The organism is Escherichia sp. WS1265, assembly GCF_046487585.1.
Classification (GTDB): domain Bacteria; phylum Pseudomonadota; class Gammaproteobacteria; order Enterobacterales; family Enterobacteriaceae; genus Escherichia; species Escherichia coli.
In genome coordinates this window covers 26,180-51,435 of the sequence record NZ_JBJQJE010000024.1, presented here as the reverse complement: position 1 = coordinate 51,435, position 25,256 = coordinate 26,180, and the positions used below count along the sequence as shown (strand labels likewise).

General features: G+C 43.2%; 21 protein-coding genes. All 21 read left to right on the top strand.

All coding sequences use genetic code 11. From position 1 onward, the window contains the following. Positions 1-2 precede the first annotated feature (2 nt). The 21 genes from gmm (at position 3) to ACJHX3_RS20585 (ending at position 25,182) form a co-directional block, all read left to right on the top strand. Positions 3-482 (top strand): GDP-mannose mannosyl hydrolase, encoded by a 480-nt coding sequence (gmm, locus tag ACJHX3_RS20685; protein ID WP_024243381.1) that lies wholly within the window; start codon positions 3-5, stop codon positions 480-482. Then, positions 479-1,702: a colanic acid biosynthesis fucosyltransferase WcaI gene (gene wcaI / locus ACJHX3_RS20680; RefSeq protein WP_001718496.1), complete on the top strand. Its 1,224-nt coding sequence runs from the start codon at positions 479-481 to the stop codon at positions 1,700-1,702. Before gmm ends, wcaI begins: the two co-directional genes overlap by 4 nt. Positions 1,703-1,704: 2 nt before the next feature. Beyond that, positions 1,705-3,141, top strand: a complete 1,437-nt coding sequence (cpsB, locus tag ACJHX3_RS20675; RefSeq protein WP_024243380.1) for a mannose-1-phosphate guanyltransferase — start codon at positions 1,705-1,707, stop codon at positions 3,139-3,141. Between the two features lie 368 nt (positions 3,142-3,509). Then, positions 3,510-4,880: a colanic acid biosynthesis phosphomannomutase CpsG gene (gene cpsG / locus ACJHX3_RS20670; protein WP_138217210.1), complete on the top strand. Its 1,371-nt coding sequence runs from the start codon at positions 3,510-3,512 to the stop codon at positions 4,878-4,880. A gap of 53 nt (positions 4,881-4,933) precedes the next feature. After that, positions 4,934-6,328: an undecaprenyl-phosphate glucose phosphotransferase gene (gene wcaJ / locus ACJHX3_RS20665; protein WP_000183130.1), complete on the top strand. Its 1,395-nt coding sequence runs from the start codon at positions 4,934-4,936 to the stop codon at positions 6,326-6,328. A 1-nt stretch (position 6,329) separates the two neighbouring features. Beyond that, entirely contained in the window at positions 6,330-7,808 is a 1,479-nt protein-coding gene (gene wzxC, locus ACJHX3_RS20660) for a colanic acid undecaprenyl disphosphate flippase WzxC (RefSeq protein WP_021562647.1), read from the top strand. Between the two features lie 564 nt (positions 7,809-8,372). After that, entirely contained in the window at positions 8,373-9,653 is a 1,281-nt protein-coding gene (gene wcaK, locus ACJHX3_RS20655; protein WP_021562648.1) for a colanic acid biosynthesis pyruvyl transferase WcaK, read from the top strand. Beyond that, complete coding sequence (wcaL, locus tag ACJHX3_RS20650; RefSeq protein ID WP_021562649.1) at positions 9,650-10,870, top strand: colanic acid biosynthesis glycosyltransferase WcaL; 1,221 nt, start codon at positions 9,650-9,652, stop codon at positions 10,868-10,870. Before wcaK ends, wcaL begins: the two co-directional genes overlap by 4 nt. Positions 10,871-10,880: 10 nt before the next feature. Next, positions 10,881-12,275, top strand: a complete 1,395-nt coding sequence (gene wcaM / locus ACJHX3_RS20645; protein ID WP_021562650.1) for a colanic acid biosynthesis protein WcaM — start codon at positions 10,881-10,883, stop codon at positions 12,273-12,275. A gap of 174 nt (positions 12,276-12,449) precedes the next feature. Next, a complete protein-coding gene (gene galF, locus ACJHX3_RS20640) occupies positions 12,450-13,343 on the top strand; it encodes a UTP--glucose-1-phosphate uridylyltransferase GalF (RefSeq protein ID WP_000183060.1) in 894 nt (297 codons plus the stop codon). 534 nt (positions 13,344-13,877) lie between these two features. Then, on the top strand, positions 13,878-14,744 hold the full coding sequence (locus tag ACJHX3_RS20635) for an ISAs1 family transposase (protein WP_072658085.1): 867 nt from the start codon (positions 13,878-13,880) through the stop codon (positions 14,742-14,744). After that, entirely contained in the window at positions 14,713-14,928 is a 216-nt protein-coding gene (locus ACJHX3_RS20630; RefSeq protein WP_016242246.1) for an ISAs1 family transposase, read from the top strand. The genes ACJHX3_RS20635 and ACJHX3_RS20630 overlap by 32 nt, the downstream gene beginning before the upstream one ends. A gap of 186 nt (positions 14,929-15,114) precedes the next feature. After that, the gene (locus ACJHX3_RS20625) at positions 15,115-16,278 is read left to right on the top strand and encodes a glycosyltransferase family 4 protein (protein ID WP_042106065.1); all 1,164 of its coding nucleotides are present in this window, start codon (positions 15,115-15,117) and stop codon (positions 16,276-16,278) included. 865 nt (positions 16,279-17,143) lie between these two features. Beyond that, a complete protein-coding gene (gene wzx, locus ACJHX3_RS20620) occupies positions 17,144-18,637 on the top strand; it encodes an O3 family O-antigen flippase (protein WP_157658972.1) in 1,494 nt (497 codons plus the stop codon). Next, complete coding sequence (locus ACJHX3_RS20615) at positions 18,619-19,788, top strand: glycosyltransferase family 2 protein (protein WP_016242243.1); 1,170 nt, start codon at positions 18,619-18,621, stop codon at positions 19,786-19,788. Before wzx ends, ACJHX3_RS20615 begins: the two co-directional genes overlap by 19 nt. Further along, a complete protein-coding gene (gene wzy, locus ACJHX3_RS20610; RefSeq protein ID WP_016242242.1) occupies positions 19,785-20,870 on the top strand; it encodes an O3 family O-antigen polymerase in 1,086 nt (361 codons plus the stop codon). The genes ACJHX3_RS20615 and wzy overlap by 4 nt, the downstream gene beginning before the upstream one ends. Positions 20,871-20,876: 6 nt before the next feature. Further along, a complete protein-coding gene (locus tag ACJHX3_RS20605) occupies positions 20,877-21,890 on the top strand; it encodes a polysaccharide biosynthesis protein (protein WP_016242241.1) in 1,014 nt (337 codons plus the stop codon). 12 nt (positions 21,891-21,902) lie between these two features. After that, positions 21,903-22,772: a dTDP-4-dehydrorhamnose reductase family protein gene (locus tag ACJHX3_RS20600; protein ID WP_021562653.1), complete on the top strand. Its 870-nt coding sequence runs from the start codon at positions 21,903-21,905 to the stop codon at positions 22,770-22,772. Then, positions 22,762-23,229 (top strand): WbuC family cupin fold metalloprotein, encoded by a 468-nt coding sequence (locus ACJHX3_RS20595; protein WP_016242239.1) that lies wholly within the window; start codon positions 22,762-22,764, stop codon positions 23,227-23,229. The genes ACJHX3_RS20600 and ACJHX3_RS20595 overlap by 11 nt, the downstream gene beginning before the upstream one ends. Before the next feature lie 34 nt (positions 23,230-23,263). Continuing rightward, a complete protein-coding gene (locus ACJHX3_RS20590; protein ID WP_016242238.1) occupies positions 23,264-24,061 on the top strand; it encodes a glycosyltransferase family 2 protein in 798 nt (265 codons plus the stop codon). Between the two features lie 47 nt (positions 24,062-24,108). Beyond that, entirely contained in the window at positions 24,109-25,182 is a 1,074-nt protein-coding gene (locus ACJHX3_RS20585) for a glycosyltransferase family 4 protein (RefSeq protein WP_162783852.1), read from the top strand. The last annotated feature ends 74 nt before the right edge of the window (positions 25,183-25,256 follow it).

The following is a 25,256-nucleotide window of genomic DNA, read 5'->3' as shown; positions in this document are numbered from 1 at the left end:
TGATGTTTTTACGTCAGGAAGACTTTGCCACGGTAGTGCGCTCCACACCGCTTGTCTCTCTCGACTTTGTTGTCGAGAACAGTCGCGGCGAGTTTCTGCTTGGCAAAAGAACCAACCGCCCGGCGCAGGGTTACTGGTTTGTGCCGGGAGGGCGCGTGCAGAAAGACGAAACGCTGGAAGCCGCATTCGAGCGGCTGACGATGGCGGAACTGGGGCTGCGTCTGCCGATAACAGCAGGCCAGTTTTACGGTGTCTGGCAGCACTTTTATGACGATAACTTCTCCGGCACGGATTTCACCACTCACTATGTGGTGCTCGGTTTTCGCTTCAGAGTCGCTGAAGAAGATCTGTTACTGCCGGATGAGCAGCATGACGATTACCGCTGGCTGACGCCGGACGCGCTGCTCGCCAGTAACGATGTTCACGCTAACAGCCGCGCCTATTTTCTCGCTGAGAAGCGAGCCGGAGTACCCGGATTATGAAAATACTGGTCTACGGCATTAACTACTCGCCGGAGTTAACCGGTATCGGCAAATACACCGGCGAGATGGTGGAATGGCTGGCGGCACAAGGTCATGAGGTGCGGGTTATTACCGCACCGCCTTACTACCCGCAGTGGCAGGTGGGCGAGAACTATTCCGCCTGGCGGTACAAACGAGAAGAGGGGGCCGCCACGGTGTGGCGCTGCCCGCTGTACGTGCCAAAACAGCCGAGCACCCTGAAACGCCTGTTACATCTCGGCAGTTTTGCCGTCAGCAGTTTCTTTCCTCTGATGGCGCAACGTCGCTGGAAGCCGGATCGCATTATCGGCGTGGTGCCAACGCTGTTTTGCACGCCGGGAATGCGCCTGCTGGCGAAACTTTCTGGTGCGCGTACCGTGCTGCATATTCAGGATTACGAAGTGGACGCCATGCTGGGGCTGGGCCTTGCCGGAAAAGGCAAAGGCAGCAAAGTGGCACAGCTGGCAACGGCGTTCGAACGTAGCGGACTGCATAACGTCGATAACGTCTCCACGATTTCGCGTTCGATGATGAATAAAGCCATCGAAAAAGGCGTGGCGGCGGAAAACGTCATCTTCTTCCCCAACTGGTCGGAAATTGCCCGTTTTCAGCATGTTGCAGATGCCGATGTTGACGCCCTTCGTAACCAGCTTGGCCTGCCGGATAACAAAAAAATCATTCTTTACTCCGGCAATATTGGTGAAAAGCAGGGGCTGGAAAACGTTATTGAAGCTGCCGATCGCCTGCGCGATGAACCGCTGATTTTTGCCATTGTCGGGCAGGGCGGCGGCAAAGCGCGGCTGGAAAAAATGGCGCAGCAGCGTGGACTGCGCAACATGCAATTTTTCCCGCTGCAATCGTATGACGCTTTACCCGCACTGCTGAAGATGGGCGATTGCCATCTGGTGGTGCAAAAACGCGGCGCGGCAGATGCCGTATTGCCGTCGAAACTGACCAATATTCTGGCAGTAGGCGGTAACGCGGTGATTACTGCTGAAGCCTACACAGAACTGGGGCAGCTTTGCGAAACCTTTCCGGGCATTGCGGTTTGCGTTGAACCGGAATCGGTCGAGGCGCTGGTGGCGGGGATTCGTCAGGCGCTCCTGCTGCCCAAACACAACACGGTGGCACGTGAATATGCCGAACGCACGCTCGATAAAGAGAACGTGTTACGTCAATTTATAAATGATATTCGGGGATAATTATGGCGCAGTCGAAACTCTATCCAGTTGTGATGGCAGGTGGCTCCGGTAGCCGCTTATGGCCGCTTTCCCGCGTACTTTATCCCAAGCAGTTTTTATGCCTGAAAGGCGATCTCACCATGCTGCAAACCACCATCTGCCGCCTGAACGGCGTGGAGTGCGAAAGCCCGGTGGTGATTTGCAATGAGCAGCACCGCTTTATTGTCGCGGAACAGCTGCGTCAACTGAACAAACTCACCGAGAACATTATTCTCGAACCGGCAGGGCGTAACACTGCACCTGCCATTGCGCTGGCGGCGCTGGCGGCAACACGTCATAGTCCGGAGAGCGACCCGTTAATGCTGGTGCTGGCTGCGGATCATGTGATTGCCGATGAAGACGCGTTCCGTGCCGCCGTGCGTAATGCCATGCCGTATGCCGAAGCGGGCAAACTGGTGACCTTCGGCATTGTGCCGGATCTACCAGAAACCGGTTATGGCTATATTCGTCGCGGTGAAGTATCTGCGGGCGAGCAGGATACGGTGGCCTTTGAAGTGGCGCAGTTTGTCGAAAAACCGAATCTGGAAACCGCCCAGGCCTATGTGGCAAGTGGCGAATATTACTGGAACAGCGGCATGTTCCTGTTCCGCGCCGGACGCTATCTCGAAGAACTGAAAAAATATCGCCCGGATATTCTCGATGCCTGTGAAAAAGCGATGAGCGCCGTCGATCCGGATCTCGATTTTATTCGCGTGGATGAAAAAGCGTTTCTCGCCTGCCCGGAAGAGTCGGTGGATTACGCGGTCATGGAACATACGGCAGATGCCGTTGTGGTACCGATGGATGCGGGCTGGAGCGATGTCGGTTCCTGGTCTTCATTATGGGAGATCAGCGCCCACACCGCCGAGGGCAACGTTTGCCACGGCGATGTGATTAATCACAAAACCGAAAACAGCTATGTGTACGCCGAATCTGGCCTGGTCACCACCGTCGGGGTGAAAGATTTGGTGGTAGTGCAGACCAAAGATGCGGTGCTGATTGCCGACCGTAACGCGGTGCAGGATGTGAAAAAAGTGGTCGAGCAGATCAAAGCCGATGGTCGCCATGAGCATCGGGTACATCGCGAAGTCTATCGTCCGTGGGGCAAATATGACTCTATCGACGCGGGCGACCGCTACCAGGTGAAACGCATCACCGTGAAACCGGGCGAAGGCTTGTCGGTACAGATGCACCATCACCGTGCGGAACACTGGGTGGTGGTCGCAGGAACGGCAAAAGTCACTATCGACGGTGATATCAAACTGCTTGGTGAAAACGAGTCCATTTATATTCCGCTGGGGGCGACGCATTGCCTGGAAAACCCGGGGAAAATTCCGCTCGATTTAATTGAAGTGCGCTCCGGCTCTTATCTCGAAGAGGATGATGTGGTGCGCTTCGCGGATCGCTACGGACGGGTGTAAACGTCGCATCAGGCGCTGTTTGTCGGATGCGGCGTGAACGCCTTATCCAACCTACGGTTCGGATTTGTAGGCCTGATAAGACGCGGCAGCGTCGCATCAGGCGCTGGCTGTCGGATGCGGCGTGAACGCCTTATCCGACCTACGGTTCGGATTTGTAGGCCTGATAAGACGCGGCAGCGTCGCATCAGGCGCTGGCTGTCGGATGCGGCGTGAAAGCCTTATCCGACCTACGGTTCGGGTTTGTAGGCCTGATAAGACGCGGCAGCGTCGCATCAGGCAATGAATGCGAAACCGAGATGTAAATAACGACAAAAACAAAATTGGCCGTTTCGGTCAGGGCCAACTATTGCCTGAAAAAGGGTAACGACATGAAAAAATTAACCTGCTTTAAAGCCTATGATATTCGCGGGAAATTAGGCGAAGAACTGAATGAAGATATCGCCTGGCGCATTGGTCGCGCCTATGGCGAATTTCTCAAACCGAAAACCATTGTGTTAGGCGGTGATGTCCGTCTCACCAGCGAAACCTTAAAACTGGCGCTGGCAAAAGGTTTACAGGATGCGGGCGTTGACGTGCTGGATATCGGTATGTCCGGCACCGAAGAGATCTATTTCGCCACGTTCCATCTCGGCGTGGATGGCGGCATTGAAGTTACTGCCAGCCATAATCCGATGGATTACAACGGCATGAAACTGGTGCGCGAAGGGGCTCGCCCGATCAGCGGCGATACCGGACTGCGCGACGTCCAGCGTCTGGCAGAAGCTAACGACTTCCCTCCAGTCGATGAAACCAAACGCGGTCGCTATCAGCAAATCAACCTGCGTGACGCTTACGTTGATCACCTGTTCGGTTATATCAATGTCAAAAATCTCACGCCGCTCAAGCTGGTGAGCAACTCCGGGAATGGCGCAGCGGGTCCGGTGGTGGACGCCATTGAAGCCCGCTTTAAAGCCCTCGGCGCGCCCGTGGAATTCATCAAAGTGCACAACACGCCCGACGGCAATTTCCCCAACGGTATTCCTAACCCGCTACTGCCAGAATGCCGCGACGACACCCGCAATGCGGTCATCAAACACGGCGCGGATATGGGCATAGCCTTTGACGGCGATTTTGACCGCTGTTTCCTGTTTGACGAAAAAGGGCAGTTTATCGAGGGCTACTACATTGTCGGCCTGCTGGCAGAAGCGTTCCTCGAAAAAAATCCCGGCGCGAAGATCATCCATGATCCGCGTCTCTCCTGGAACACTATTGATGTGGTGACTGCTGCAGGCGGCACGCCGGTAATGTCGAAAACCGGACACGCCTTTATTAAAGAACGGATGCGCAAGGAAGACGCCATCTACGGTGGCGAAATGAGCGCCCACCATTACTTCCGTGATTTCGCTTACTGCGACAGCGGCATGATCCCATGGCTGCTGGTCGCCGAACTGGTGTGCCTGAAAGGAAAAACGCTGGGCGAACTGGTGCGCGACCGGATGGCGGCGTTTCCGGCAAGCGGTGAGATCAACAGCAAACTGGCGCAACCCGTTGAGGCGATTAATCGCGTCGAACAGCATTTTAGCCGCGAGGCGCTGGCGGTGGATCGCACCGATGGCATCAGCATGACCTTTGCCGACTGGCGCTTTAACCTGCGCTCCTCCAACACCGAACCGGTGGTGCGGTTGAATGTGGAATCACGCGGTGATGTGCCGCTGATGGAAGCGCGAACGCGAACTCTGCTGACGTTGCTGAACGAGTAATGTCGGATCTTCCCTTACCCCACTGCGGGTAGGGGCTAATAACAGGAACAACGATGACAAATCTAAAAAAGCGTGAGCGAGCGAAAACCAATGCATCGTTAATCTCTATGGTGCAACGCTTTTCAGATATCACCATCATGTTTGCCGGACTATGGCTGGTTTGCGAAGTGAGCGGACTGTCATTCCTCTACATGCACCTGTTGGTGGCGCTGATTACGCTGGTGGTATTCCAGATGCTGGGTGGCATCACCGATTTTTATCGCTCATGGCGCGGTGTTCGGGCAGCGACAGAATTTGCCCTGTTGCTACAAAACTGGACCTTAAGCGTGATTTTCAGCGCCGGACTGGTGGCGTTCAACAATGATTTCGACACGCAACTGAAAATCTGGCTGGCGTGGTATGGGCTGACCAGCATCGGACTGGTGGTTTGCCGTTCATGTATTCGCATTGGGGCGGGCTGGCTGCGTAATCATGGCTATAACAAGCGCATGGTCGCGGTGGCGGGGGATTTAGCCGCCGGACAAATGCTGATGGAGAGCTTCCGTAATCAGCCGTGGTTAGGGTTTGAAGTGGTGGGCGTTTACCACGACCCGAAACCGGGCGGCGTTTCTAACGACTGGGCGGGCAATCTGCAACAGCTGGTCGAGGATGCGAAAGCGGGTAAGATTCATAACGTCTATATCGCGATGCAAATGTGCGACGGCGCGCGAGTGAAAAAACTGGTCCATCAACTGGCGGATACCACCTGTTCGGTGCTGCTGATCCCCGATGTCTTTACCTTCAACATTCTCCATTCACGTCTTGAAGAGATGAACGGCGTTCCGGTGGTGCCGCTTTACGACACGCCGCTTTCCGGGGTTAACCGCCTGCTAAAACGTGCGGAAGACATTGTGCTGGCGACGCTTATCCTGCTGCTGATCTCCCCGGTGCTGTGCTGCATTGCGCTGGCGGTGAAACTCAGTTCACCTGGGCCGGTTATTTTCCGCCAGACTCGCTATGGCATGGATGGCAAGCCGATCAAAGTGTGGAAGTTCCGTTCCATGAAAGTGATGGAGAACGACAAAGTGGTGACTCAGGCGACGCAGAACGATCCGCGCGTCACCAAAGTGGGGAACTTTCTGCGCCGCACCTCGCTGGACGAATTGCCGCAGTTTATCAATGTGCTGACCGGGGGGATGTCGATTGTCGGTCCGCGTCCGCATGCGGTGGCGCATAACGAACAGTATCGACAGCTCATTGAAGGCTACATGCTGCGCCATAAGGTGAAACCGGGCATTACCGGCTGGGCGCAGATTAACGGCTGGCGCGGCGAAACCGACACGCTGGAGAAAATGGAAAAACGCGTCGAGTTCGACCTTGAGTACATCCGCGAATGGAGCGTCTGGTTCGATATCAAAATCGTTTTCCTGACGGTGTTCAAAGGTTTCGTTAACAAAGCGGCATATTGATATGAGCTTACGTGAAAAAACCATCAGCGGCGCGAAGTGGTCGGCGATTGCCACAGTGATCATCATCGGCCTCGGGCTGGTGCAGATGACCGTGCTGGCGCGGATTATCGACAACCACCAGTTCGGCCTGCTGACTGTGTCGCTGGTGATTATCGCGCTGGCAGATACGCTTTCTGACTTCGGTATCGCTAACTCGATTATTCAGCGAAAAGAAATCAGCCACCTTGAACTCACCACACTGTACTGGCTGAACGTCGGGCTGGGGCTTGTGGTGTGCGTGGCGGTGTTTTTGTTGAGTGATGCCATTGGCGACGTGCTGAATAACCCGGACCTGGCACCGTTGATTAAAACATTGTCGCTGGCGTTTGTGGTGATCCCCCACGGGCAACAGTTCCGCGCGTTGATGCAGAAGGAGCTGGAGTTCAACAAAATCGGCATGATCGAAACCAGCGCGGTGCTGGCGGGCTTCACTTTTACAGTGGTTAGCGCCCATTTCTGGCCGCTGGCGATGACCGCGATCCTCGGTTATCTGGTCAATAGTGCGGTGAGAACGCTGCTATTTGGCTACTTTGGCCGGAAAATTTATCGCCCCGGTCTGCATTTCTCGCTGGCGTCTGTTGCGCCGAACTTACGCTTTGGTGCCTGGCTGACGGCGGACAGCATCATCAACTATCTCAACACCAACCTTTCAACGCTGGTGCTGGCGCGTATTCTCGGCGCGGGCGTGGCAGGGGGATACAACCTGGCGTACAACGTGGCCGTTGTGCCGCCGATGAAGCTGAACCCGATCATCACCCGCGTGTTGTTTCCGGCATTCGCCAAAATTCAGGACGATACCGAAAAGCTGCGCGTTAACTTCTACAAGCTGTTGTCGGTAGTGGGGATTATCAACTTTCCGGCACTACTGGGGCTGATGGTGGTGTCGAATAACTTTGTACCGCTGGTCTTTGGTGAGAAGTGGAACAGCATTATTCCGGTGCTGCAATTGCTGTGTGTGGTGGGGCTACTGCGCTCCGTGGGTAACCCGATTGGTTCGCTGCTGATGGCGAAAGCACGGGTGGACATCAGCTTTAAATTCAACGTATTCAAAACATTTCTGTTTATTCCGGCGATTGTTATTGGTGGGCAGATGGCGGGCGCAATCGGCGTCACGCTTGGCTTCCTGCTGGTGCAGATTATCAACACCATTCTGAGCTATTTCGTGATGATTAAACCGGTGCTCGGTTCCAGTTATCGCCAGTACATCCTGAGTTTGTGGCTGCCGTTTTATCTCTCGCTGCCGACGCTGGTGGTCAGTTCTGCGCTGGGCATTGTGCTGAAAGGGCAACTGGCGCTGGGGATGCTGCTGGCGGTGCAAATAGCCGCGGGCGTGCTGGCGTTTGTGGTGATGATTGTGCTGTCGCGCCATCCGCTGGTGGTGGAAGTGAAGCGTCAGTTTTGTCGCAGCGAAAAAATGAAAATGCTTTTACGGGCGGGGTGAGTTGTTGTTTTCGGTTCCGACAACGGTTGCCGGGTGCAGCGTAAAACGCCTTATCCATCCTACGGTTCGGTGCTCGGGACCTGTAGGCCTGATAAGACGCGTCAGCGTCGCATCAGGCACTGAATGCCGGATGCGGCGTGAACGCCTTATCCGGCCTACGGTTCAGGGCTTGGATCTTGTAGGCCCGATAAGACGCGCCAGCGTCGCATCAGGCACTGAATGCCGGATGCGGCGTAAAACGCCTTATCCGGCCTACGGTTCTGTGCTCGGGTCTTGTAGGCCTGATAAGACGCGCCAGCGTCGCATCAGGCACTGAATGCCGGATGCGGCGTGAACGCCTTATCCATCCTACGGTTCTGTGCTCGGGACCTGTAGGCCTGATAAGACGCGTCAGCGTCGCATCAGGCACTGAATGCCGGATGCGGCGTGAACGCCTTATCCGGCCTACGGTTCTGTGCTCGGGTCTTGTAGGCCTGATAAGACGCGTCAGCGTCGCATCAGGCAAAAAGCGGCAACGAACAAAACAAACACAGCCTCACCTGGCATCAAATTTATGAGGAAAAAATGAAATTACTTATTCTGGGCAACCACACTTGCGGCAATCGTGGCGACAGCGCCATCTTGCGTGGCTTACTTGATGCCATCAACATCCTCAATCCACACGCCGAAGTGGACGTGATGAGCCGCTATCCGGTCAGTTCTTCCTGGCTGCTCAACCGCCCGGTAATGGGCGATCCGCTGTTCCTGCAAATGAAACAACACAACAGCGCGGCGGGCGTTGTCGGGCGCGTTAAAAAAGTCCTCCGTCGCCGCTATCAACACCAGGTATTGCTCTCACGCGTCACCGACACTGGCAAGCTGCGTAATATCGCCATCGCCCAGGGATTCACCGACTTCGTGCGCCTGCTCTCAGGTTACGACGCCATTATTCAGGTCGGAGGATCGTTTTTTGTCGATCTATACGGCGTGCCGCAGTTTGAACATGCGCTTTGCACGTTTATGGCGAAAAAGCCGCTGTTTATGATTGGTCACAGCGTCGGCCCCTTCCAGGATGAGCAATTTAACCAACTGGCGAACTACGTTTTTGGTCACTGTGACGCGCTGATCCTGCGCGAATCGGTCAGCCTTGATTTGATGAAACGTAGCAATATTACTACCGCAAAAGTTGAACATGGCGTTGATACCGCGTGGCTGGTCGATCACCACACCAAAGATTTCACCGCCAGCTATGCCGTTCAACACTGGCTGGACGTTGCCGCACAACAGAAAACGGTAGCAATTACCCTGCGCGAACTGGCACCGTTCGACAAACGTCTCGGCACCACTCAGCAAGTGTATGAAAAAGCCTTTGCCGGGGTGGTCAATCGCATTCTCGATGAAGGGTATCAGGTCATTGCGCTCTCCACCTGTACGGGCATCGACAGCTATAACAAAGACGACCGCATGGTGGCGCTCAATCTTCGCCAGCACATCAGCGATCCTGCCCGTTACCACGTGGTGATGGATGAACTCAACGATCTGGAAATGGGCAAAATTCTCGGTGCCTGTGAACTCACCGTCGGTACGCGCCTGCACTCTGCCATTATCTCGATGAATTTCTCCACTCCGGCGATTGCCATCAACTATGAACATAAATCCGCTGGGATCATGCAACAGTTGGGACTGCCAGAGATGGCAATTGATATCCGTCATTTACTGGACGGCAGCCTGCAAGCGATGGTTGCGGATACCTTAGGCCAGCTTCCGGCGCTGAACGCACGACTTAACGAAGCTGTCAGTCGTGAGCGTCAGACAGGAATGCAGATGGTACAGTCTGTGCTTGAGCGCATCGGGGAGGTGAAATGAAGGTCGGCTTCTTTTTACTGAAATTCCCGCTGTCTTCGGAAACCTTCGTCCTCAATCAAATTACCGCGTTTATTGATATGGGCTTTGAGGTGGAGATTGTCGCGCTGCAAAAAGGCGACACACAAAACACCCACGCGGCATGGACGAAATACAACCTTGCCGCCAGAACCCGCTGGTTACAGGACGAACCTACGGGCAAAGTGGCGAAACTGCGCCACCGAGCCAGTCAGACCTTGCGCGGCATTCATCGTAAAAATACCTGGCAGGCGCTCAACCTCAAACGCTATGGTGCCGAGTCGCGGAACCTGATTTTGTCTGCCATTTGCGGCCAGGTCGCAACACCATTTCATGCCGATGTCTTTATCGCTCATTTTGGCCCGGCGGGGGTAACCGCAGCAAAACTACGCGAACTGGGTGTCATTCGCGGCAAAGTTGCCACTATTTTCCACGGCATTGATATTTCCAGTCGGGAAGTGCTCAACCATTACACTCCCGAATATCAGCAACTGTTTCGCCGTGGCGACCTGATGTTACCGATAAGTAATCTGTGGGCCGGAAGGCTGCAAAAAATGGGCTGCCCGAGGGAAAAAATTGCCGTATCGCGCATGGGCGTGGACATGACGCGCTTTAGCCCGCGTCCGGTGAAAGCGCCCGCAACGCCGCTGGAAATCATATCTGTCGCACGCTTAACTGAGAAAAAAGGCCTGCATGTGGCGATTGAAGCCTGCCGTCAGTTGAAAGAGCAGGGCGTGGCATTTCGCTATCGCATCCTCGGCATTGGCCCGTGGGAACGACGCCTGCGCACCCTCATCGAACAATATCAACTGGAAGATGTGGTGGAGATGCCGGGCTTTAAACCGAGCCATGAAGTGAAAGCGATGCTCGACAACGCGGATGTTTTCTTGTTGCCATCGGTAACGGGCGCGGATGGCGATATGGAAGGCATTCCGGTAGCGCTGATGGAAGCGATGGCGGTCGGCATTCCGGTGGTTTCTACTCTGCATAGCGGAATTCCTGAACTGGTAGAGGCCGATAAATCCGGCTGGCTGGTGCCTGAGAACGATGCTCGCGCACTGGCGCAACGACTGGCGGCGTTTAGCCAACTGGACACCGACGAACTGGCTCCGGTTATCAAACGTGCGCGCGAAAAAGTCGAACACGATTTTAACCAGCAGGTGATTAATCGAGAACTCGCCAGCTTGTTGCAGGCTTTATAGAGGAGAACGTATGCCATTTAAAAAACTCTCCCGACGCACCTTCCTGACGGCAAGCTCGGCGCTTGCCTTCCTTCATACCCCTTTCGCTCGCGCACTTCCCGCCCGACAAAGCGTTAACATTAACGACTACAACCCTCACGACTGGATCGCCTCATTTAAACAAGCCTTCAGCGAAGGGCAAACGGTCGTCGTGCCTGCTGGATTCGTTTGTGACAATATCAACACCGGCATCTTCATTCCTCCTGGCAAAACGTTACACATCCTTGGAAGCCTGCGCGGCAACGGCAGAGGGCGATTTGTTTTACAGGACGGCAGCCAGGTGACAGGGGAGAAGGGCGGCAGTATGCATAACATCACCCTGGATGTGCGTGGCTCCGACTGCACCATCAAAGGGCTGGCGATGAGCGGCTTTGGCCCGGTAACGCAGATTTATATTGGCGGCAAAAACAAACGGGTCATGCGCAACCTGACCATCGATAACCTGACCGTGAGCCACGCTAACTACGCTATCTTACGCCAGGGATTTCATAACCAGATTATCGGTGCCAACATCACCAACTGTAAGTTCAGCGACCTTCAGGGCGACGCTATTGAATGGAATGTGGCAATTAACGACAGTGATATTTTGATCTCCGACCACATCATCGAGCGCATCAACTGTACTAACGACAAAATCAACTGGGGCATCGGCATAGGTCTTTCGGGTAGTACCTACGATAACAACTACCCGGAAGACCAGGCAGTGAAAAACTTTGTCGTGGCGAATATCACGGGATCGGATTGTCGGCAGTTGATCCATGTTGAAAATGGTAAACATTTTGTTATTCGTAATATCAAAGCCCGCAATATCACACCGGATTTCAGTAAGAAAGCAGGCATTGATAACGCGACAGTTGCTATTTACGGTTGTGACAATTTCGTGATTGATAATATTGAAATGATTAATAGCGCCGGGATGTTAATCGGCTATGGGGTAATTAAAGGCAAATATCTCTCGATACCACAAAATTTCCGGGTGAATAATATTCAACTGGATAACACCCATCTTGCTTATAAATTGCGCGGCATCCAAATCTCCGCCGGGAATGCTGTCTCCTTTGTGGCGCTGACTAACATTGAGATGAAGCGTGCGTCGCTGGAGTTACACAACAAACCGCAACATCTTTTTATGCGTAATATCAAGGTGATGCAGGAATCCTCTGTTGGACCAGCATTGAGCATGAACTTCGACATGCGCAAAGACGTTCGCGGCGTCTTTATGGCGAAAAAAGAAACCCTGCTATCTCTTGCAAATGTTCATGCGGTGAATGAGAAAGGACAAAGCTCCGTCGATATCGACAGAGTTAATCACCATATTGTTAATGTGGAAAAGATTAACTTTAGATTGCCGGAACGGAGAGAGTAGATTTGCGACCATTCCTGGAAAAATGGAGCCATACTTAGGAACAATGCTACTGCAATCCACAACGAAGCGGCGTAACATCACAAGTAATTCAGTAATCAATTCAGGATAATTGATGCTGGCGAAAAAAATCGAACAAGCTATAATTCAGCAACCATTTTACAGGTGGATGAAATAATGACGAATTTAAAAGCAGTTATTCCTGTAGCGGGTCTTGGGATGCATATGTTGCCTGCCACTAAGGCGATTCCCAAAGAGATGCTACCAATCGTCGACAAGCCAATGATTCAGTACATTGTTGACGAGATTGTGGCTGCAGGGATCAAAGAAATCCTCCTGGTAACTCACGCGTCCAAGAACGCGGTCGAAAACCACTTCGACACCTCTTATGAATTAGAATCTCTCCTTGAACAGCGCGTGAAGCGTCAACTGCTGGCGGAAGTACAATCTATCTGTCCGCCGGGCGTGACCATTATGAACGTGCGTCAGGGTGAACCTTTAGGTTTAGGCCACTCCATTTTGTGTGCACGCCCCGCCATTGGCGACAACCCATTTGTCGTGGTGCTGCCGGACGTTGTTATCGATGATGCCAGCGCCGACCCGTTGCGTTACAACCTTGCTGCCATGATTGCGCGCTTCAATGAAACCGGACGCAGTCAGGTGCTGGCAAAACGTATGCCGGGTGACCTCTCTGAATACTCCGTCATCCAGACCAAAGAACCACTGGATCGCGAAGGTAAAGTCAGCCGCATTGTTGAATTTATCGAAAAACCGGATCAGCCGCAGACGTTGGACTCAGACATCATGGCCGTTGGTCGCTATGTGCTTTCTGCCGATATTTGGCCGGAACTTGAACGCACGCAGCCAGGTGCATGGGGGCGTATTCAGCTGACTGATGCCATCGCTGAACTGGCGAAAAAACAGTCCGTTGACGCCATGCTGATGACTGGGGACAGTTACGACTGCGGTAAAAAAATGGGCTATATGCAGGCGTTCGTGAAGTATGGACTACGCAACCTGAAAGAAGGGGCGAAGTTCCGTAAAGGGATTGAGAAGCTGTTAAGCGAATAATGAAAATCTGACCGGATGTAACGGTTGATAAGAAAATTATAACGGCAGTGAAGATTCGTGGCGAAAGTAATTTGTTGCGAATTTTCCTGCCGTTGTTTTATATAAACAATCAGAATAACAACGAGTTAGCAATAGGATTTTAGTCAAAGTTTTCCAGGGTTTTCCTTGTTTCCAGAGCGGATTGGTAAGACAATTAGCGTTTGAATTTTTCGGGTTTAGCGCGAGTGGGTAACGCTCGCTACATCGTAGGCATGCATGCAGTGCTCTGGTAGCTGTAAAGCCAGGGGCGGTAGCGTATCTAGGGGAAGATCATCGTGTGCGGTAAGCACAAAAATGCAAAAAGGAACGTTTTGCATGTAATAAGCATAAGCTTGTAAAGAGATCAGGGAACAGGGAAAGATCACATAACGCCGGTTTTTTGTACTAAATAATTCGCACTAAATGTTCAATAATTGAGACATTCCTTATTGTCTAAAACTGTTTTTCACAGCTTATATATGATCAAATACTCCTTACATAAATAAGGAGAACAAAATGGAACTTAAAAAACTGATGGAACATATTTCTATTATCCCCGATTACAGACAAGCCTGGAAAGTAGAATATAAATTTTCAGATACTCTACTATTGACTATTTGTGCTGTCATTTCTGGTGCAGAAGGTTGGGAAGATATAGAGGATTTTGGTGAAACGCATCTCGATTTTTTGAAGCAATATGGTGATTTTGAAAATGGTATTCCTGTCCATGATACCATTGCCGGAGTTGTATCCTGTATTAGTCCTGCAAAATTTCACGAGTGCTTTATTAACTGGATGCGTGATTGCCATTGTTCAGATTATAAAGACGTCATTGCAATTGATGGGAAAACGCTCCGGCACTCTTATGATAAGAGTCGTCGCAGGGGAGCGATTCATGTCATTAGTGTGTCCTCAACAATGCACAGTCTGGTTCTCGGACAGATCAAGACGGATGAAAAATCTAATGAGATTACAGTTATTCCTGAACTTCTTAACATGATGGATATTAAAGGAAAAATCATCACAACGGATGCGATGGGGTGCCAGAAAGATATTGCAGAAAAAATACAAAAACAGGGAGGTGATTATTTATTCGCTGTAAAGGGAAATCAGGGGCGACTAAATAAAGCCTTCGAGGAAAAATTTCCGCTGAAAGAATTAAATAATCCAAAGTATGACAGTTACGCAATTAGTGAAAAGAATCACGGCAGAGAAGAAATCCGTCTTCATATTGTTTGCGATGTCCCTGATGAACTTATTGATTTCACGTTTGAATGGAAAGGACTGAAAAAAATTATGCGTGGCAGTCTCCTTTCGTTCAATAATAGCAGAACAAAAGAAAGAGCCAGAAATGACGGTCAGATATTATATCAGTTCTGCTGATTTAACCGCTGAGAAGTTTGCGACAGCGATTCGAAATCACTGGCACGTGGAGAATAAGTTGCTCTGGCGTCTGGATGTAGTAATGAATGAAAGACGACTGCAAAATAGGAAGAGGAAACGTTCAGGGATAAGACATATTGCAATTAATATTTTGACGAAAGATAAGGTATTCAAGCACGGTTAAGACGTTCGATGAAGACAGCGACTACCTGCGTCAGTCTTTGTGAGGAGCGGACTCTAGTAATCCAACTTTGTTGTTAGGTTTTACTCGCGGAATAATCATGGGCGAATTTTATTAATAATGTATATTTTCCTAATTAAAAACATGTTAAGAAAAGAAACAAAACTTTCAAGCTAGGTTACTTATGATATGAAGTCAACACATTCTAAAATTAAAATTGCACATGTTCAATTGATGCCACTACTGAGTGGTGTTCAGCGAGTATCGTTACAAGAATTCGAATTATTACCAAATGAACAGTTCGACATTAATTTAATTTGCAAAGAGAGTGGACCATTAACTGATTATTTAGATGATAGTGTAAGGGCTTTTTTTGTCCCGACATTATGTAGAAATATATCGCTCATAAAGGATATGAAATCATTAATATCTTTATATAAATTATTGAAAAAAGAAAAATATGATATCGTCCATACACACTCCTCTAAAACTGGTATTCTAGGGCGGATAGCTGCGCGGCTGGCAGGAGTTCCTTGTGTAGTACATACTGTACATGGCTTTGCCTTTGAAAGCACAAAAAGAAAATCAGTAAAGCTCGTTTATAAATGGCTGGAAATATTTGCAGCCAAATGCACTACCCGATTAATTTGTCTTCATAATGAAGATAAAGAAATATGTATAAAAGAACTATATGTTGATCCAATGAAAATTTCTGTAATTCCAAATGGAGTTGATTTGGAAAAATTCGCTCCAGCAATTAATAAAGGAGACTTAAAAGAAAAAATATTAGGGTTAAAAAGAAATAGCTTTGTATTTACCATGGTGGGACGGTTGTGGCCACAAAAAAATCCGTTATATTTTGCTGAAGCAGCAAAGTATATTATAGAAAATAACTTAATACCTGATTCAGTTTTTGTCATAGTTGGTGATGGGGAGTTGATGAATGATTTAAAATACAATTATCAAACAGATATGAATTTAAAAAAAAGGTTATTACTTTTAGGCTGGCGAAATGATATCCCAAACATATTAAAAGCAAGTGACGTTTTTGTTCTTCCTTCTTTATGGGAAGGAATGCCTCTTGCCATATTAGAAGCTCAATCTACAGGGTTACCATGTATCGTTTCTAATATCAATGGTAATAATTGTTTGGTTAAGAATGAATTTGATGGATTCTTAATTGAACTTAATGATATTGATAGCTTTATAAATGCGTTAGTTAGAGTGACAGACGATAAAGTCTTAAACATTATGTCAAAAAATTGCCGTAATAAAATTGTTAATGAATTTAATATAGTTAAAAGAGTGGATAAAATTAAAGATCTATATATTGATATGGTTGTTAATAAATGATTGTGTGCTTTTTGAATGTTTATATCAATATCGCACTGTATATTTTATTTTATGTAGATTTATTATGAATATAAAGGCATGGTGATTTACATCATTATTTATATACAGACGCTGTTATTGGTATAGAGAAATATCATATAACATTAGTTTTCGTACAAAATGTAAAAAATGAAAGATTTATTACTAAGTAAGACTATTTTTGATAACCTATATATTATCAAATACTCTGTACATAAAGGAGGGAAATGGAACATGAAAAATAATAGTCGTATTTCTGTTAACCAATTTCAAACAACCTGGGAAAGTGGAACGTAAATTATTAGATATTTACTACTGATTATTTGCTCCTGCTTCGTCATTTCTGACGCAGAAGGATGGGAGTATACAAAGGATGTTTGTGAGACGTGTGTCGATTTCTTGAAGCAATACGATGATTTGGGACATGGTACTCCTGTTTATAATACCATAGCTGAGTTCTATTCCGTATCAGTCCTATTAACTGGTTACGTGATGTTATTCTTCAGATTATAAAGACATCATTGCAGTAGGTGGAACTTAATAGCGGAGCAGAATAAAGAGTTTAAAATGATATTCAATATTGTATCAGTTCTGCTGGTTGTTTAAATTCTGAGAAGTCCGCGATCGTGATTTGAAACTGCTAGAATGTTGAGAATAATCAGCGCTGGTGTCTGGATGTAGTAATGAATGAAGAGAAGTGCTCAATAAGCAAAGCAGCTATGGACAGTGATTAGCCCGCATCAGTTCTTGCAGGGGTGTGTTTTTATTATCTTTCCCTGATTATTGGGTGACTGTGTGACTTATACATTCTCTTATTTTGAGTGTGATGGTAAAAATGTTTGACTCTATGCATGTTCGGGTTGCTGTAAATTTTGCATCAAAGATAACATTTGCTTTGATATCTATAATTACAATTCCAGTTATAAAATCAAAATTAGGAGTAAATGCTTATGGTGTCCTAACATTCTTTCTATCAATCCAGGTAGTTATATTACTGCTTGAGGGGGGAATGAGTGCCACAATGGCTAGAGGACTATTGAATAAAAAATATAAGATATACAATATAAGTAAAGCAGAGTACCAAAGTGTTTATTTTATCTTTTTTATATTAGTGTCATTATTTGTATTTTCAATTTTTATTGTCTTTAATCATAATATTTCCACATTGATTTACAACCTTGATGATAGGGAAGTCTATAGTTTTATTAGTGCTGATTATGTTATTTTGCTGGCTGGTGCAATGATTGCCTTGCAGTTTTATATCATATATTATGAAGCATTATTTGTGGCTTATGAAAAACAAGTCTCTTATGGAATTCATATAATAGTATTTAATGTAATCAAAACCATAATATCATTATTCTTGTTGATTGTTTTTAATCTTGGGTTGGATGTTTATTTTTTAGTTCATGTATTTTGTACCTTTATACTTATTATTTTATTGCACATTAAGGCAATAAAAAACGGATTATTAGAAATAACAACATTGCGAGTGAAAAAAATATACACAAAAATATCATTTATGAAAGAAGAATTTCATTTTTCTAAAAATATATTATGCGTGTCCATTCTTTCTGCAATTGCATTCCAAGCTGACAGACTATTTATTACAAAATATATGGGTATTAGTGCTGTTGGAATGTATGGTATTGCTTATACATTATCAACAGTACCAACTTTATTTACATCATCATTGTATAATGTTATCTATCCAAGACTTATTATTTTAACAAGAGAGCAAAGCAGCAGTGCGATTTCATTTTTTGAATTAGTATCGAAATTAATATATATTATCATAATACCCACTTGTGTGATTATTTCGCTTAATTCGACCCAAATCCTAAATATTTGGATAGGAAAGCACGAAGGAATAATATCATTGCTGTTAAGTATTCTAATAATAGCGACGTTATTTCAGGGGTTGCAGGTGATTCCTTTTGCACTACAGATGGCTCAAGAACGACTAAAATTTACAGTTTTCATGAATGCTATATTTGTGCCCAGCCTAATATTGGCATATTATTTGGTTAGTATTCATAAAATTCTGTTATACATCTCCATAGTGTGGTCAGTATATAATATAATAACTTTTTTCTCTTTAACTATTTATTTATATGCTAAAAATAAAATGTATACAAGACTACTTATTTTATATTTTAATATATGCTTGTGTGCTGTCGTAACAGTAGTTATATGTAGCATTTTTAAGAATCAAGAATCTCAAATATTCTTGTCTCTAGTTAATATTTCTCTTCAGTTTTTTATGTCGATGAGTTTGTGCATAATACTGTTGTTCTGGAAAACTATATATGGAGCATTGAGATGTGTTTGTTGTCGGTAGTAATTGCGACTCATAATCGCGCGGGATATGCTAAAAAAAGCATAGAAAGTATTCTTTCAATTGATGTTGAAGAATTTCAACTAATTATTCATGATACAAGCGATAATAATGTACTTGAGGAATTTTGCGCTGAAATCCAGGATGCGAGATTAAAATATATCCATTGCAATGAATTATTGTCGATGACAGAAAATTTTAATAGAGCATTAGAATATGTTCAGGGAGAATATACTATAATGATAGGAGATGATGATACGATTTTATCGACTGCGATAAAATATTGTAGATATGCGAAAGAAAAAAAAATTGATGTAATCTCGCAGAAGATATCTGCAGAGTATTGTTGGCCGGATTTTAGATCTAAGATCTCAGGGGATTTTAACGCATCGTCTCTGATAGTGAACAAATTTACAAGTAACCAAGTTACTTATGAGGGGCGTAAACAATACTATGAAGCAGTTAAAAACTGTTTTCAAGGTACTGCAAGCCTCCCCAAGTTATATCATGGTATTGTTAAAACTTCTTTATTGTTAAAGATAAAAGAAAATACAGGTACTTACTTTCATGGGGTTAGCCCTGATATTTCAATTGCATTGTCGTTAGCGTATAACTGCGAACGATATATTGAAGTGGATTATCCAATTACCCTTCCAGGATCTTCGGGGGGAAGTAACGCAGGTAGAAGTGCAATGCGTACTCATGTTGGTAAATTAGACGACGATCCACATATGAAAAGATTTAAAAGTTATGTCTGGCCAAACTTATTGCCAAGATATTTCAGTGTAGAGACTGTGTGGGCTCAGGCAGGCTTAGTAACAATCCAAAAAATAGATAATAATAAAGGATTTAATTTTATTAAGTTCTATGCATTATGTTTGATTAAACATCGACCCTATAAAAAATTTATTATTGATGAGATAAAAAAATACAAGAAAGTAAAAGGAGGGTTTAATTGTATAATTTATACAAAAATTATTTATCACATGTCTTATTTTTATATTAATGGAATATCAAATCTTTCTAAAAAAATTATAAAATATGTCTTCAAAAAACTTAAGTCTCAAGAGAAGCAAAAAAATATAAAAGCAAATGATATTTTTGAAGCCAGGATGATAATTGAAAAGGAATTATCAAAGGAAACATTTGAATGATTATATTTTCTACTTTTCTACTTTTCTACTTTTTTATTTTTCTTTCATTGCTTCCTGTTTTAATTAAAGAGGGAGCTAGAGGGAATGGCAAATATTTTTATTTCTTTGATTTATATATTTACTTAGTATTAGCTAGTCTTATTATTTATATAATTTGTACACGAGATATTTTTTCTGACTCCGATACAGAACGTTATCTTAGTATATTAGAATATTATAGAATAAATGGCTTTTATCTTTTTGATAAGAACTATATTTTTGCTGTGTATACATATTTGTACTCTCTATATATAGATGGTTACTATATGTATATGATAATCCCACTTATTACCCTGCTATATTCATATTGTAAGTTAGTAAAACCACTAAAATATCCTGTTTATAGTTTTTCTTTAGTATTAATAGCAACATTTCCTGTTTTTTGGCAATTGAGCGCAAGCGCATTTAAACAATGCATTGCAATATCTTTTATTCTTTTAGCATTAGTGCATATTATACAAACAAAATATAAACAAGCGGTGCTTTTATCTCTTATAGCTAGTTCCTTCCATTTCACAGCATTAACGTTTTTTATATTTTCGTTGTTTTTCTATATTAGAAAAGAAAGGGTCAGTTTAAATTTATTTTTTTTAATTTGGTTTTTTAGTGTCATTTTTAGCATAAGCGGATTAAATTCGTATATTCCTTCAATTATACCTTTTTATGATTTAGTGGGTGAAAGTAAGGTCAATATTTATCTTGAATCAACAAATAATGCAACTGGTTTTCGTGTTGATTTCTTTTTGTTTTCACTAGCCCCTGTGTTAATTATATTTATTAACAGAACATTAGTAATAAAAGATCGCTATATTAAAATGATTGCATTAAGTTATTTATATTTCAATTCTATATATAATATAATGTCATTCATCCCATTTTCAGATAGAGTTGCCGCATATTCATGGTGTCTTTCCCCCATTATTCTATTATGGAGTGCTCTTAAGTGTAGATCATCAATTTATATGTTAAGTTCTATAGGGATCGCGTTATTAAATCCTTTGATTTTTATGTACTATAATTCAATGTTTATTTTTTTAAAGTGAGGATATATGTTTAACGGTAAAAAGATTTTAATCACTGGTGGTACTGGGTCATTTGGTAATGCAGTGTTACGTCGGTTTCTTGAGACAGATATTCAAGAGGTTATTATTTTCAGTAGAGATGAAAAAAAACAAGATGAGATGAGAACGCTATATCGCAATGATAAAATGAAATTTATTATAGGTGATATTAGAGATTATACATCTGTTTTAGCTGCAACTAGTGACGTTGACTATATATTCCATGCTGCGGCTTTAAAACAGGTGCCTTCATGTGAATTTTATCCATGGGAAGCAGTTAAAACGAATATAATTGGTACAGAAAATTTATTAAATGCTGCAAAACAAAATAAAGTTAAAAAAACAATTTGTTTGAGCACTGATAAAGCTGTGTATCCAATTAACGCAATGGGAATTTCGAAGGCTATGATGGAAAAAGTGATGACAGCAAAGGCTAGAACGTTCAACAATGAAGATTCAGTTGTTTGCGGAACTCGTTATGGCAATGTTATGGCATCACGCGGCTCTGTTATCCCTCTGTTCATTCAGCAGATTCAAACAAATCAACCATTAACTATAACAGACCCTGAAATGACTAGATTCATGATGACGTTAGATGATGCTGTAGATCTCGTATTATTTGCATTTAATAACGGGCAAAACGGTGACATTTTTGTTCAGAAAGCGCCTGCCGCGACAATTGCTGTGCTTGCTAAAGCATTAGTTGAATTGATGGGGGTGCCAAACCATCCTATTAAAGTAGTTGGTTCACGTCATGGGGAAAAGATATATGAAACCTTACTTAGCCGTGAAGAAATGGCAAAAGCGATTGATCATGGAGATTATTATCAGATTCAACCAGATAATCGTGATCTGAATTATGACAAATATTTAAGCGAAGGGAGTAAAAAAATTGAGCTGTTTGATGATTACAATTCCCATAATACATATAGACTCAATGTTGATGAAATGAAAAAATTATTGTTAAAACTCAATATCATTCAAAATGTGTTAAATAGTTAAGGATAATTTATAATGCAAAAAATATTGATCTTAGGTGTGAGTGGTATGCTTGGGCATACCCTCTTTCGTTTTTTATCATCTCAGCAGGATCTTTTAGTAACTGGTACAGTACGCCATATTACGCAAGAAATAAAATTAGTATCATCTAAGAATATAGTCCTGATGAGAGATGTCTTTAACAAAGAAAAATTAGAAAACATTATAAATTCGAATGATGTTATTATAAATTGCATTGGCGCAATTAAGCAGAAATATGATAATAAAAACACAGATTATATTCTATTAAATTCGTACTTTCCACATCTTCTTAATGAAATTTGTATAGAATCTAATAAAAGACTAATTCATTTCTCAACAGATTGTATTTTTAACGGTGAGAAAGGAAATTATGATGATGGTAGTTTATCAAATGTTATAGATATGTATGGTAAATCTAAATATTTAGGTGAGGTTTATGGTGATAAAACACTTACTTTAAGGACATCATTAATTGGGCATGAATTAAAATCATCGTATAGTTTGATTGATTGGTTTTTGAACTCAAACTCAACTGTTAATGGTTATACAAAAGCTATTTTCAGTGGATTGCCAACCATAGAAATTGCGCATTTTTTATATGAGCATGTTTTACAATCCCAGTTGCATGGTATTTATAATTTATCAGCAGCACCAATTTCAAAATTCGATTTATTGACTTTAGTCAATGAAGTATACAAACTTAATAAAACCATCGTTCCTAAAAGTGACTTTGTGATTGATCGTTCTCTTGACTCTCATAGGTTGCGTTCATTAACTAAGTATACACCTCCTGACTGGAATACTCTTGTTGTAAAGATGTATTTAGATTACTTAAGTTTAGGAGCATTGCTTAATGAAAGATAACTTATCTTTTTCTAAACTGATTTCTGAAGCTGAGATTAACTCCAGAAATCGTTCTCACCTTAATTTGCATGAATCTTTTTCTGATCCTATACAGAAAACTTTGATTTGCTGTTGTTCGAATACGTATATTCCTCCTCACTATCATAAATTTGCCCATCAAAGTGAATTGTTTATTAGATTAAAAGGATGTTTTAGTCTATTAATTTTTTCTGTTGATGGAGTGCTTACCCGTCGTATAACTATAGATGAGGAGAATCCTCTTTATGAGATAAAACCAGGTGTTATTCATACGGTGGTAGCTTTAGACAGACATAACATTTTACTTGAAATTAAGAGGGGACCGTATGTCGAATCTGAAGCGAAAAATTTTCCTGATTGGGTAACATTAGAAAATAGCGATAATCAACTTGATTTAGAGCGATTGCGAACATTGAAGGTCGGTGATAAGTTATCATAACAAGGCTGTTATAAATTTATTTTAGGTGATATCTATGCTTCCATTAATATCTATTATTACGCCGACATATAATAGAGCATATACTCTAGATCGGTTATATAATTCTTTAGTAACACAAGACTCTGAAAAATTCGAATGGATAATAATCGACGATGGTAGTACAGATGAAACACGGAAGAAATGTTTAGGTTATATAAATGATTCCATTTTTAAAATACAATATTACAAACAAAATAATAGTGGTAAACCCGCAGCTATCAATTTAGGAGTAACCAAAGCTGTTGGCGATTATATTTTTATTGTAGATAGTGATGATGCTTTAACATTAAATGCAATTGGTACTATTTATGACTGTATTGTAAAATACACAGTCGCATCTGACTTTGAATTTTCCGGCTTAGGATTTAGAAAATCTTTTTTTGATGGGAAAATGCTCGGCAAACATATTGAGCGGAATACGAATTCACCTATGCTGTTACATAGCACAGATTGTAATAATTTATTTAAAGTCGATTTAGCATATTGTTTTAAACGAGAGTTGATGATTAAATATCCTTTCCCAAAGTTTAAAGATGAAAAATTTGTTCCAGAACTGTTTATATGGAATAAAATTACAGATGTTGCCAAAATAATATTTTTTCCTAATGTTGTTGTATATTATTGTGAGTATCTGGCTGATGGACTTACAAATAATTTTAAAAAACAACTTCGACATAATCCAATTGGCTTTGCAGTATATTATAAAGATCAGTTCCATAGAGAACATTCTATATGGGGGAAAATAAAAATGGCAATAAGATATATCCAATGTATTATATATAAATTCATATAGTCATGCAGGGTTCATCCATTCATTTAATTAGTTGCTATGATTTTTATATGAAAATATTACATGTTGTACCACAGTTAAAGCATGGTGGTGTCGAAACTGCTGTTTTTAATTCTATTGAAAGGATAAGAAAGAGTGGATATGATTTTAATGTTTTGACTATTGAAAGAGGAAACTGCTTTAACAATTCATATGTAAAAGTAGAACACTGCTTAAATTCTTCTGTATACAATCCAGTTTGTTTTTATAAATTTATTAGGTTTATTCATAAAGAAAAACCTGATTTGATAGTTTATTCTTTATGGAAATCTGCATTGTTAGGAATTTCATTGTGTCTTTTAAAACCTTTTCTCAAAAGTAAGCCTAAAACCGCGTTAATTATACATAATACTAGGTTTGCACATTTTGTTGATTACATAATAACAAAACTTTCACTTAAAATAACCGACTCTATATATTTTGATTCGGAAAAATCAAAAGCTTACTTTCTGAATAGAGATTATGCAACAGGCGAGGTTATTAGTTTTATCGATAAAAAGATGGTGGCAAAAAAATTTAATAATATCAATGGTGAGATTAAGTTTGTATTTATTGGTAGGTTGCACTCTCAAAAAGGGGTTGATAGGGCATTAAAATATATACATCTTTTTAAAAAGCAACATGAAGAAATACGATTTGATATATATGGTCCAGACGAAGGAGAATTGAATAATATTATAAATAAGGTAAATAAATTAGGATTGCAGGATAAAGTTGTCTATAAAGGTGTTGTCGATAATAACAAAGTTAATGATATATTAACCCAATATGACTTTTATCTTCAATTCAGCCATTTTGAAGGAATGGCAATGTCTGTTGTTGATGCGATGCAGGTTGGGGTTATTCCAATCGTTAATAATGTTGGTGAGATACCAAATTACGTAAAAAACAATATTAACGGCATTATCTTAGATAATAAAAAGCTTGGTGATGAAAACTATCTTAATTTAAACATATCATGCTTATTAAATATCATAAAGAATGATGGTGGATATTTTTTATATAATAACGCGATAAAGACATTTCAGGATAATAATACTTATGTAGATGACTATATAAAGAAAATAATAAATGCTAACAACTGATATCATGTGTTAAAATGGTTTATATAGCTCCTACTAAATAATTTGGCTTTTTCGTAATGGCTGTGTAGCCGCAA